Source organism: Flavobacterium sp. (assembly GCF_049318325.1).
In the GTDB taxonomy this organism is placed as follows: Bacteria; Bacteroidota; Bacteroidia; order Flavobacteriales; family Flavobacteriaceae; genus Flavobacterium.
The window spans coordinates 1-12110 of the sequence record NZ_JBMOGQ010000064.1 but is presented as its reverse complement, the minus strand read 5'-3'; the positions used below and the strand labels follow the sequence as shown (position 1 = coordinate 12110).

General features: G+C 32.6%; 14 protein-coding genes. 9 read left to right on the top strand and 5 right to left on the bottom strand.

Annotation, left to right across the window (positions count from 1 at the left end; translation table 11 throughout):
- The 5 genes from ACOYLP_RS07175 to ACOYLP_RS07155 all read right to left on the bottom strand — a co-directional run.
- Positions 1-1113, bottom strand: a 1113-nt coding sequence (locus ACOYLP_RS07175; protein WP_422855503.1) for a BamA/OMP85 family outer membrane protein, incomplete at its 3' end; no start/stop codon positions are given.
- On the bottom strand, positions 1046-1786 hold the full coding sequence (locus tag ACOYLP_RS07170) for an isoprenyl transferase (RefSeq protein WP_422855502.1): 741 nt from the start codon (positions 1784-1786) through the stop codon (positions 1046-1048). The genes ACOYLP_RS07175 and ACOYLP_RS07170, both read right to left, overlap by 68 nt.
- A gap of 2 nt (positions 1787-1788) precedes the next feature.
- Entirely contained in the window at positions 1789-2475 is a 687-nt protein-coding gene (locus ACOYLP_RS07165) for a DUF6089 family protein (protein ID WP_422855501.1), read from the bottom strand.
- Positions 2476-2641: 166 nt separating this feature from the next.
- The gene (locus ACOYLP_RS07160) at positions 2642-3511 is read right to left on the bottom strand and encodes an NAD kinase (protein WP_422855500.1); all 870 of its coding nucleotides are present in this window, start codon (positions 3509-3511) and stop codon (positions 2642-2644) included.
- A 67-nt stretch (positions 3512-3578) separates the two neighbouring features.
- Positions 3579-4238 carry a CBS domain-containing protein gene (locus ACOYLP_RS07155; RefSeq protein ID WP_422855499.1) on the bottom strand — a complete coding sequence of 220 codons (660 nt, stop codon included), beginning with the start codon at positions 4236-4238 and terminating at the stop codon, positions 3579-3581.
- Between the two features lie 160 nt (positions 4239-4398).
- On the opposite strand from ACOYLP_RS07155, the gene ACOYLP_RS07150 reads away from it, so the two are divergent.
- The 9 genes from ACOYLP_RS07150 (at position 4399) to ACOYLP_RS07110 (ending at position 12049) form a co-directional block, all read left to right on the top strand.
- Positions 4399-5112, top strand: a complete 714-nt coding sequence (locus ACOYLP_RS07150) for a pyridoxine 5'-phosphate synthase (protein ID WP_422855498.1) — start codon at positions 4399-4401, stop codon at positions 5110-5112.
- Complete coding sequence (locus ACOYLP_RS07145) at positions 5112-5888, top strand: alpha/beta fold hydrolase (protein ID WP_422855497.1); 777 nt, start codon at positions 5112-5114, stop codon at positions 5886-5888. The genes ACOYLP_RS07150 and ACOYLP_RS07145 overlap by 1 nt, the downstream gene beginning before the upstream one ends.
- A gap of 21 nt (positions 5889-5909) precedes the next feature.
- The gene (locus ACOYLP_RS07140; RefSeq protein ID WP_422855496.1) at positions 5910-6257 is read left to right on the top strand and encodes a phage holin family protein; all 348 of its coding nucleotides are present in this window, start codon (positions 5910-5912) and stop codon (positions 6255-6257) included.
- A gap of 81 nt (positions 6258-6338) precedes the next feature.
- Entirely contained in the window at positions 6339-7673 is a 1335-nt protein-coding gene (gene tig, locus ACOYLP_RS07135; protein ID WP_422855495.1) for a trigger factor, read from the top strand.
- Between the two features lie 302 nt (positions 7674-7975).
- Entirely contained in the window at positions 7976-8662 is a 687-nt protein-coding gene (clpP, locus tag ACOYLP_RS07130; RefSeq protein WP_422855494.1) for an ATP-dependent Clp endopeptidase proteolytic subunit ClpP, read from the top strand.
- Positions 8663-8736: 74 nt separating this feature from the next.
- Complete coding sequence (clpX, locus tag ACOYLP_RS07125; RefSeq protein WP_422855493.1) at positions 8737-9972, top strand: ATP-dependent Clp protease ATP-binding subunit ClpX; 1236 nt, start codon at positions 8737-8739, stop codon at positions 9970-9972.
- 93 nt (positions 9973-10065) lie between these two features.
- The gene (locus tag ACOYLP_RS07120; protein WP_422855492.1) at positions 10066-11115 is read left to right on the top strand and encodes a Fic family protein; all 1050 of its coding nucleotides are present in this window, start codon (positions 10066-10068) and stop codon (positions 11113-11115) included.
- A gap of 241 nt (positions 11116-11356) precedes the next feature.
- A complete protein-coding gene (locus ACOYLP_RS07115) occupies positions 11357-11884 on the top strand; it encodes a hypothetical protein (protein ID WP_422855491.1) in 528 nt (175 codons plus the stop codon).
- A 3-nt stretch (positions 11885-11887) separates the two neighbouring features.
- Complete coding sequence (locus tag ACOYLP_RS07110; protein WP_422855490.1) at positions 11888-12049, top strand: hypothetical protein; 162 nt, start codon at positions 11888-11890, stop codon at positions 12047-12049.
- Positions 12050-12110: the final 61 nt, after the last annotated feature.

The following is a 12110-nucleotide window of genomic DNA, read 5'->3' as shown; positions in this document are numbered from 1 at the left end:
GTTTGAAAATAAATAACCGTTGTTTTGATATAAGTTGGTAATATCATCTCCGTCAGGTTTTGATTTATCGGCAATTCTTTTTTCAAGCAAAACGCCATTATAAGTATCTCCTTTTTTGATTCCTAATACCCTTCCTAACAATTGATCTGAATAAACAGAATTCCCAAGAAATTTAATATTTCCAAAGTAATATTTTCTGCCTTCTTCTACTTTTACATTGATTGCTAATTTCGTTTTTTTGGTATTTAAAAATACAGAATCGGAAATAACTCGAGCATCTCTGAATCCTTTTTCTTTATACTTATCAACGATAGAAGTTAAATCTTCTTTGTACTTATCTTTTATATATTTTGATGCTTTAAAAACACGAATAGGATTGATTTGCTTAGTGTTTTTCATCGTTTTTCTCAGTTTGGCATCAGTAAACTTTTCATTGCCTTCAAAACTTATACTCGAAATTTTCAGCTTATCACCTTTGTCAATATTCACAAGCATTTTGACATTATTGCCTTCTGTTGTGTCCGGAATGGTGTTAATAAAAACCTTGGTATTAAAATAACCGTCTTTTTTGTATTTATTTTCGATGTAATTTTTAGTGGTTGTAATCAAGTTTTCATTTACAATCTTTCCTTTTGTCAGCCCATTATCCTTTATTAATGCTTCGGTTTTTGATTTTTTTACACCCTGAATTTTAGCTTCACTAAGTTTAGGAAGTTCAACAATATCAAGGTCTAACCAAATACTGTCCGCTTCTACTTTATTTACATAAAAATCTATATCGCTAAAAAGGCCAAGTTTACCAAGTTTTTTTATTGCATTACTTAATTCTTCACCGGGTACTGTAAGTTCTTGCCCCTTTTCCAGTCCAGCAAATGTTACAACGGTTTGTTCGTTGTAACTGATTTTACCGTTTACTTTTACATTTGCTAATATGTATTTTTTGCCTTGATCAAATGGTAATCTTTCTTGGGCTTGTAATTGAAAAATAGTCCCAAAAAATAAAATTAATAGGAATATTTTCGAAGGGTAATTCTGCACGGAATTTTTATTTAATTTGTTCACTTGTTTTTCCAAATCTTCTTTCTCTTTTTTGATAACTAATAATGGCTTCATATAAATCTTCTTCTTTAAAATCAGGCCATAATACATCTGTAAAATAAAACTCTGCGTAAGCTATTTGCCATAGCAAAAAGTTGCTAATTCGGTGCTCTCCACTAGTTCTAATCACTAAATCTACATCGGGTAAATTGTGCGTGTAAAGATGCTCATTAATAATTGATTCATCAAGAGTGTCTGTAGAAATTATATTATTTTTAACTTTCTCACTTATAATTTTAACAGCATTTAACAATTCTTCCCTCGAACCATAGCTCAATGCCAATGTCAGGGTCATTCTCGTGTTGTTTTTTGTTTTTTCAATAACTGTTAAAAGGGCCTCTTTTGCTTTTGCCGGAAGCAAATCAATATTTCCTATACAGTTTAATCGAATGTTGTTTTTTTCTAAAGTTGTTAGTTCCTTTTTTAACGAATTGACTAATAACTTCATCAAGGTGTCGACTTCTAACTTTGGTCTGTTCCAGTTTTCGGTTGAAAATGCATATAATGTTAGATTTTCTATTCCTAGTTTGGCACAAGTTTCTACAGTAGCTCTAACTGCTTTTGTTCCTTTTTCGTGCCCCAATACTCTTAATAAACCTTTTTGTTTTGCCCAACGACCATTTCCATCCATAATTATGGCTAGATGTTTAGGTAAGTTGTCTTTATTAATGGTTTCTATTAAGTTCATTTTTATTGTTTGCAGTAACAAGGTTTTTCAGTAAAGGTATACGTTAGCGTAAAACCTGTGAACACATACCAATCCTTGCTGTTTAAATTCCCAAATTTCAATGGCTCTAAATTTCTGTTTTTTGGCAAACTCCCATCTAAATTATCAGTGAAAGTATAACGTGCTCCAACTTCAAAACCTAAAATTATATTTTCAAAAACATTACTTTTAACCCCAACAATCATTGGTATGGCAAATGTACTTGAGGTATAATCCAAATGGGTTTCTCCATTAATCACAAACAATTCATCATATGCAAAATAAGTAATTCCCGTATATACGTATGGGGTTACTTTTTTTGTCAGTTTTTCATGTAGATTAAAATCAAAAAAATTGAATTCCAATCCAGCTGAAAATTCTTTTATTTCATTTTTAAATTTATAACCTCTTTCAACTCTGCCTCGCACTCCCGAATCTAAATCATTTCCTGAAATAGTTGACTGAGTATAGGAAATTCTATAGGAATGTCTAGGACTTTTATTCCATTTATATAATATTCCAAAGGCCAATTTATTTGGTGAAACATAAGTGGTTTTACCCACATCTCCAATAAAATTACTCCCACCTAAGAAAACACCAATTTCATTAATTTGTGCTATCAAAACATTCTGGAAAATCAAACAAAAAAATAATACTAAAATCTTTTTCATCAAATTGAAAATAGCGTGCAAATATAACAATTCTCAGTACGTATCTAACATGAAATTTATATTTATGTTAAATTAAATAAAGAGCTTATAATAATTAGTCTTAAAATGGTTTCTATTCTAAAAACGAGTTTTTTAGAATCGTAGTATAAACATACGGGAATTTTTTCTAATTTCTCTTGTCTTCTCCCCAAAGTAATTTATTTCGAAGTGTTTTAAAAAATGTTTCATTAGGAATCTCAACCATATTAATTTTGAAGGGTGTTTTATTAATTACCAATTCAGAATTATTACTGATAGAGGTAATTCTGGAGTCTAAAGAAACCAAATATTGTTCCTCTCTACCCGAAACTTTAAGTTTTATTTCGGTATCATCTGGAATTACAAGCGGTCTTGCGTTGAGATTGTGTGGAGCAATTGGCGTGATAACCAATCCGTTTACATTTGGTGTTAGAATAGGACCGCCACAACTCAAGGAATAACCTGTAGATCCTGTAGGCGTTGAAATTATTAATCCATCAGCCCAATAAGAGTTTAAATATTCACCGTTCAGAAAGGTTTCAATCGTAATCATTGATGTAGTGTCTTTTCTACTAACCGTTATTTCATTCATGGCAAAATTTAGGTCAATATCCGGACATTCAATGCTTAATAATGTTCTTTCTGATATTGTATATTTTTTTTCTAAAACAATCTGTAAAAATGATTCTATGTTCTCTTTTTGAACTTTGGCCAAAAAACCTAGTCTTCCTGCATTGACACCAAGAATTGGAATTCCGGAATCACGGACAAAATTAGTTGCTCTTAAAATGGTTCCGTCCCCACCAATACTGATAAGAATATCAAAACTACTGTCTAAATCTTCGTGGGAAGCAAAAGTGTTATATTTTTTACTGACAATCTCTTCTTTGTATAATATTTCAAGAAACTTTTCCTCAATAACCAATTCCACATTGTTTCTATTGAAAAAAACAAAAATGTCTTTAATAATAGGCCTTGTGTCGTTTTGATAATATTGTCCGAAGATGGCAACTTTCATTTGAGTTATATTTTAAGTTTCTGGTTTTAAAGTTTTTAACTTCTAACTTCGTTCTTCCAACTTTGATTTACATATTTAAATACTTATCCAAATATTCAGAACGCTCTTTTAGGGTATTCAAATAGTTGTCTTCATGATGTTCAGATACAATTTCATAGTTATATCGACGAAACGATTGAATAATTTCATTCATAGCACCAAGTGTTGTTTTTATTGTCACCTGCACTTTTTCAGTATTGGCTTCTGAAACAAAAACACCTAGTAGTTTGCCATTATTGCTTTCTACAATTTGGGTAATCTGACTCATCGAATAATCTGCAGTTGGTTTTTCAACCACGATGATTCCTCCTGTTTCTTTAAGAAAAGGTGTTTCGTTTAAAAACTTAATGACATCGGTAATTTCGTAATAACCAATATAGTTGTTAGTTTCGTCCAAAATAGGAACAATATTCGAATTATTTCTAGCAAAAACCTCTAATACATCCAGCCATATCATGGATTCACGAACAAAAAAACCTTCAAATGAATATCTAAAATCGCTAATTTTTTTAACAGTTTCAAAGGTTTCAGCATCTACAGCAGAAATACAACCTAAATAAATTCCGTTATCCATAACAGGAAAATGTGAATAGGTAACTTCTGAAAAGAAATCCTGAATTTCTGCTACAGTTTCCGAACTCGAAAAGGGTTTAAAATCGTTATTGATATACTCCGAAAGTTGTCTCATGATTGCTGTATCTTTTAACGACTGCAAAATAATCAAATTTTGGGACATGATGGCTTGGTTAACTTTGTATTTTTGTGTAAAAATTAATTTACAGCAAATTCGGAAATTGTTTCTGTTCTTAAATTAAAAAATTTGCGAATTTGAGGTTAAAAAATAAAGCATGACTAAACTAAGTGTAAACATCAATAAAATAGCGACTTTGCGAAATGCACGTGGTGGTAATGTTCCAGATTTACTGCAGGTTGCCAAAGACATTCAAAGATTTGGAGCACATGGAATAACCATTCACCCTAGACCGGATGAAAGACATATTCGCTATCAAGATGCGCGCGATTTAAAACCAATTGTCTACACCGAATTCAATATCGAAGGCAATCCACAGCATAATTTTATCGATTTGGTTTTAGAATGCAGACCCAAACAAGTGACATTGGTGCCAGATGCTATTGGAGCAATTACATCATCAGCAGGTTGGGATACCGTTAAAAATGAATCCTATCTGACCGAAGTAATAGCTGAATTTAAAAGAAACGGAATCCGAACGTCAATATTTGTTGATCCGGTTTTGAAAATGATTGAAGGTGCCAAAAAAACAGGAACCGACCGCATCGAATTATACACCGAAGCCTTTGCCCATCAATACGGTTTGGGAAATCTGAATGCAATCGAACCTTATATAAAATCAGCAGTTTTATGCAATGATTTAGGTTTAGGAATCAACGCCGGTCACGATTTGAGTATGGATAATATTAAGTTCTTTAAAGAAAATATACCGGGTTTGTTGGAAGTTTCTATTGGTCACGCACTTATTTCAGAAGCTTTATATCTTGGGCTTGACAATGTAGTTAATATGTATTTACAAAGATTAAAATAATGTTATTACACTCGAGAATTGAAGGCAGTGGGAAGCCACTGATTATTATCCATGGTTTTCTCGGAATGTCGGACAATTGGAAATCTTTAGGCTCAAACTATGCTGCCGAAGGTTTTGAAGTTCATATGCTCGATTTAAGAAATCACGGCAAAAGTTTTCATTCAGATGAATTAAATTATACCATAATGTCGAATGATGTTTTGAACTATTGCCAACACTATCATTTAGAAAATATTTCGATTATTGGACATTCAATGGGCGGAAAAGTAGCGATGCTTTTTGCCACAAGTTATCCAGAAATGGTAGAGAAGTTAATCGTCGCCGATATTGGTCCGAAATATTACCCGCCACATCACGAAGCTATTTTAGCAGGCTTGAATGCTGTAGATTTTTCTTCAAAACCAGACAGAGTTCAAGTAGAAGAAATACTTTATCCATTCATTCCGGATTTTGGCACACGCCAATTTTTGATGAAGAATCTCTATTGGGTTGAACCAGGTCAATTAGCTTTCCGATTTAATTTACACGTTTTTAATGCCAAAATTGAAACTATTGGAGAGGCATTGCCTACAGAAAATCATTTCGACAAACCAACACTGTTTATTCGTGGTGGTAATTCAAAATATATTTTGGATACAGATTTACCTGAAATTAAAATACATTTCCCTAGTTTTGAATTGGCAACAATTCCAAATGTTGGTCATTGGTTACATGCCGAAAATCCGAAATTATTTTTTGTGGAAACGGCAAGATTTTTGACTAACGAGATGGCTTAAAATTAAAACTTATATCAAACTATGAAACTACTATTTAGAATACTTATCACAGCCATTTTAGTATTGGTCATCGCCAAAATCATGAAAGGAGTAATTGTTGACGAATTCACTACAGCCCTAACAGTTGCCATTGTTTTGGGCTTACTCAACTTCTTTGTAAAACCTGTTTTAGTGTTATTCACATTACCCGTAACCATGTTTACGCTTGGATTATTTTTACTGGTAATCAATGCCGTAATTATATTGCTCTGCGATCATTTTGTAGAAGGATTTCGCGTTAGTTCGTTTTGGACAGCCATGCTTTTTAGCATTATTTTGTCACTTTCGCAATCTTTGGTTTATCAAATCACCGGAGATACAAAAAAATAGGGTGTAAATCAATAAAATAAAAACTTGGTTGGGTTGCATAAATGTTATAATTTTGCAACCCAATTTTAGTATGTATAAAAAATGAATATTACAAGAAATAACGTAGATGCATTGAATGCTATTGTTACTGTTGAAGTGGCAAAAAACGATTATGCAGAAAAGGTAAGTAAAGTATTGGCAGATTATCGTAAAAACGCTGCAATCAAAGGTTTCAGAAAAGGAGCTGTACCAATGAGTCTAATCCAAAAGCAATACGGTAAAGCTATTTTATTAGAAGAAGTAAACAAATTGTTGCAAGACAACCTTAACAAATATTTAGTTTCAGAAAAGTTAGATATCCTTGGAAATCCGCTTCCAAGAGTGACCGAAGATTTCAATTGGGATGTTGAAGATTATAAATTTGAATTTGAATTAGGTTTAGCTCCTGAATTCACAGTCGATTTAGCCGCTAAAAATAATTTAGTGCAATATAAAATTGTTGCCGACGATAAAATGTTAAACGATCAGATTGCACGTATTCAAAAACAATACGGAAAATTAATCGCTAAAGACACTGTTGAAGAAGGAAATGATGTTTCTGGGTTTTTCACAAATGAAGAAAAAGAAATTAACAACAGAACGACATTATCATTAGATACTTTCGCTGATAAGAAAACGGCGAAATCGTTCATTGGTAAAAAAGTAGGCGATGTTGTGACGTTGAAAACAAAAGGTTTGTTCGATGATGATCACAAATTAATGGACGTTTTGGCCATTGGTCACGATGATGTTCACGGTTTAGATATAGAAGTAACCTTCACCATTGATGAAGTGGTAGGTCACGAACTGGCTACTTTAGATCAAGAATTATTCGATAAATTATTCGGACCAAAAGTAGTGACTTCTGTAGCTGAACTAAAAGCAAAAATCAAAGAAGACGCTGAGCAACAATTCACTCAGCAATCCGATCAAAAATTCTTAAACGATGTGACCGAGTCACTAATCGCATCAACCAAGTTTGATTTACCGGCTTCATTTCTAAAAAAATGGATACAAACTGCTGGTGAAAACCCAATGAATGCAGAAGAAGCTGAAGCGGAATACAACAAATCGGAAAAAGGCTTGCGTTACCAACTAATCGAAGGTAAGGTAATGACAGATAACAATTTGCAAATCACTTTCGAAGAATTAAAAGACTATACTTCAAATGTTATAAAAAAACAAATGGCACAATTCGGACAAATGAATCCAACAGATGAAGATGTTCAAGGAATTGTAGCTCGTGTAATGGCAAACCAAGACGAAGTTAAACGTTTGTCTGAGCAGGTTATGAGCGAAAAAATGCTAAACTTGTTTAAAGACAAAGTAAAGGCCAAAACAAAAGAAGTTAGCTATGATGATTTCATCAAAGCAATGTATGGTGAATTAAAACACTAATAATATATTTTACTATATTTGAGCGTCAAAGTAATTTGGCGCTTTTTTTATTCTGAACTTGTTTACTGCATCAGTTCGCTGTGCTCGGGTCAGAATCTTTAGAAGCTTTTTCCGGCTGTCCGTTGCAATCTTTTTATTGTTTGTTACCCTGAGCGTAGTTGAAGGGCATTTTCTTAAACAATAAAAAGGATTTCCACTACCATCCGGGCTAGGTTTTCAGCATACCGACACTCTGTCACTTTAAATAACAAGGCACAAACTTTGACTAAAATAGTATTTTAAAACCCATAAAAAAATTTAAAATGGACTACGGAAAAGACCCGAGAGCTAAGCTCCAAATGGCAAAAGAATTCAAAAATTTTGCTACCAAAAAACACGGCGTAAACAGTTTATATTACGATAAAATCGTAGGCAGTATGACACCTTATATTATTGAAGAACGCCAAATGAATGTATCACAACTTGATGTTTTTTCTCGTTTGATGATGGATAGAATCATTTTCATGGGTACAGGAGTTGACGATTATATGGCCAACATCATCCAAGCACAATTGTTGTTTTTGGAAAGTGTAGATGCTTCAAAAGACATCCAAATCTATATCAATTCTCCGGGCGGGAGCGTTTATGCAGGTTTGGGAATCTATGACACCATGCAATACATCAAACCAGATGTAGCAACTATATGTACCGGAATGGCAGCTTCTATGGGTGCGGTTTTATTATGTGCTGGTGCTGCAGGAAAACGTTCGGCTTTACCACATTCAAGAGTAATGATTCACCAACCTTCAGGTGGTGCCTCTGGAGTGGCAACCGATATGGAAATTAACTTAAAAGAAATGTTGAAACTGAAAGATGAGTTATACCAAATAATCTCTCATCATTCCGGACAAACTTTTGATAAAGTTCACAAAGATTCAGAACGCGATTACTGGATGATTGCCGATGAAGCTAAAGAATACGGAATGATTGATGAAGTGTTAAGAAGATAATTAAATAAGTTGCTAAGTAGCTGAGTTGAGAGTAACTTAGAAAAAACTCAGGCACATAGGCACTAAAAGAAAATATGGCAAAACAAGTTTTAGAATGTTCTTTTTGTGGAAGGAAAAAACCGGAAACCAATTTATTGATCGCCGGAATTAATGCGCATGTTTGCGACCGATGTATCGAACAAGCTCACGGAATAGTATTAGAAGAATTGAAATCAGGCGGAACTGCTATAAAGTCAGCTACTGACTTGATTTTGAAAAAACCAAAAGAAATACGTGCTTTCCTTGATCAATATGTTATTGGACAAGACCAAACCAAAAAAGTAATGTCGGTTGCAGTTTACAATCATTACAAACGATTGATGCAATTGCAACACGAAGAAGATGTTGAAATTGAAAAAAGCAACATCATCATGGTTGGGCAAACCGGAACCGGAAAAACATTGGTAGCAAAAACCATAGCCCGAATGCTCGAAGTTCCTTTAGCTATAGTTGACGCAACGGTTTTAACCGAAGCTGGTTATGTGGGTGAAGATGTGGAAAGCATTTTAACCCGATTGTTACAAGCCGCTGATTACGATTTGGCGAAAGCCGAAAGAGGTATCGTTTTTATCGACGAGATTGATAAGATAGCCCGTAAGAGCGACAATCCATCCATAACTCGTGATGTTTCAGGCGAAGGTGTGCAACAGGCTTTACTGAAATTATTAGAGGGAACGGTAGTAAATGTTCCACCAAAAGGAGGAAGGAAACATCCGGATCAAAAATTTATTGAAGTAAATACCAAAGATATTTTATTTATTGCCGGTGGTGCTTTTGATGGCATTGAAAGAATTATTTCTAAGCGATTAAATCGAACTGCTGTTGGTTATAGCACTTCCAGAAATGTAGATAATATTGACAAAGACAATTTACTTCAATACATTATTCCGAAAGACATCAAAGATTTTGGATTAATTCCTGAAATTATTGGCAGACTTCCGGTATTAACACATATGGATCCTTTGGATAGAGCAACGCTTCGCGCTATTTTAACCGAACCAAAGAATGCCTTAATCAAGCAATATAAAAAATTGTTTGCGATGGATGAAGTGAAATTCACCATAGATGACAACGCCTTAGATTATATTGTTGACAAAGCATTGGAATACAAATTAGGAGCAAGAGGTTTGCGTTCACTTTGTGAAGCCATTTTAACCGATGCTATGTATGATTTGCCGAGTTCGGATGAAAAAGAACTTCATGTCGACGTTGATTATACAAGGGATGCCTTGACCAAAAATTTATTAAAGCGTTTGGAATTAGCTTCGTAAAATCATTTCAAGCTCAATTAAAAGTCAAATAAAGCTCAAAAACGTATTTTTTTGAGCTTTATTTGTTAAATTTGTGAGCTCAAAGTGTTTTTTATGGCAAAGATTAAATTCGATTTAGAAACAGCTATGCTGGATTATATCCATAAGCATCCCAATAGTTCTTCAAGAGAAATTCATGAGGGATTAGGAAATATAGTAGCTTTTGCAACCGTTAAAAGAACGATTAATCTATTATTTGAAAAAAATCTTATTACTTTAATAGGAAGAGGAAAAGCAACAAAGTATGCCTTAAGTAAAGCATTTGATATTTTAGTGCCAATTGAAATAGAAACTTATTTTGAAAAAGAAATTGATGAAAGAAAAATTAAAGAGACCTTTAATTTTAGTCTTATTAAAGACACTTTAAAAAATGTATTAATTTTTACTAAGAATGAAGCTGAAAAACTATCAAATTTACAACATCAATTTAGTGCTAACATTGCAAAACTTTCTGTTACAGAATTTAATAAAGAGTTTGAAAGATTAGTCATTGATTTAAGTTGGAAATCTTCTCAAATTGAGGGGAATACCTATTCATTATTAGAAACAGAAAGGTTATTAAAAGAAAAAGAAACGGCAGCAGGAAAAACAAAAGATGAAGCTGTTATGCTGTTGAACCACAAGGAAGCGTTGGATTTTATTTTAGCTAACCCTGATTACATAAGTCCTTTGGCAGTTTCTCGAATTGAAGACATCCATAGTTTATTGATTGATGGATTGGGGATTGACAGAAATATTAGAAACAGAAGAGTGGGTATTTCTGGAACAAATTATAAACCCTTAGATAATGAGTTTCAAATAAAAGAAGCATTGGAAGATTTATGTTTACTTATTAATTCTCGTGAAAGTATCTTTGATAAATCTTTTTTGGTTTTAGTACTTCTTTCTTATATTCAACCCTTTTCCGATGGAAATAAAAGGACAGCAAGAATAATTAGTAATGCCATTTTAATTCATCATAAATATTGTCCAATCTCATTTAGAACCGTTGACTCTATAGATTATAAAAAAGCAATGTTAGTTTTTTATGAACAAAACAATATCAGTGCTTTTAAGAAGATTTTTATAGAACAGTTTGAATTTGCAGTGAAAACCTATTTTTAAATTTCAAGCTCAAAATAAGTATAAATAAAGCTCAAAAACAACCGTTTTTGAGCTTTGGCTTTTGTTAAACTATTTTCATAACAAATTTTGAATTATAATTACCACGCAATAGGAAACACAAGGTAGCTAAGTAAATTGGCCTTTTTTTAAAAAAGTCAAGATATTGTTTTTTAGCTATTTGTAATTTTAAAAACTTCAAAAGGACATGTTATTTGAACTAGAAAATTTGTACTTTTGATATATGGTTAACAAAGAACAAATAGAACAAAGTTTTCTAATTGACAAACTAACAGATTCAATCTTGAATACTATTTCTGGAGATAGTTTTCAAACAGAAGTTAGCAGATTGACCTCTATTGATTTAAAGATTTTTGCCAAGAAAAATGATTGGAATTTTGATTGGAGAACAGAATTCATAGACATTAAAAAAGAAGTCTATAAATTGACAATTATTAATAATCCCAATATAATTCAAGGATTATTGAGTATAGCTATTGAACAAGACCATATTTATATTAATCTACTTGAAAGTGCTCCATTTAATATTGGGAAAAACAAACTTTATGAAGGTGTAGCAGGAAATTTAGTTTCGTTTGCTTGTAAAGTTTCTTTCCAAAAAGGTTATGATGGATTCGTTGCGTTTACAGCCAAATCAAATTTAATCAAGCATTATGAAGAAAGTTTAGGGGCATTTCATTTCAAAAATCAGCGAATGATTATTGAAACCGAAGCATCAAAAAAATTAGTGCAAAAATATTTTAAATCATAAAAAATGAATTTAATCAAAGAACCAAAAGGTGTTGATTTTATTATTCAAAGTCCACCTTTAACAGAAAAAGAGAGATTAGAAATTAGTGAATTTATAACTGCACGAAAATCAAAAAAAGTAGTTGTAAAAAAAAATTCTAAGACAAAAGATAGTGTAAAGAAATAAAACTTACCCCCGCTACCGCACGAATCCTTTCGTGTGGTTTATAATTTAAAATGCTGAAATA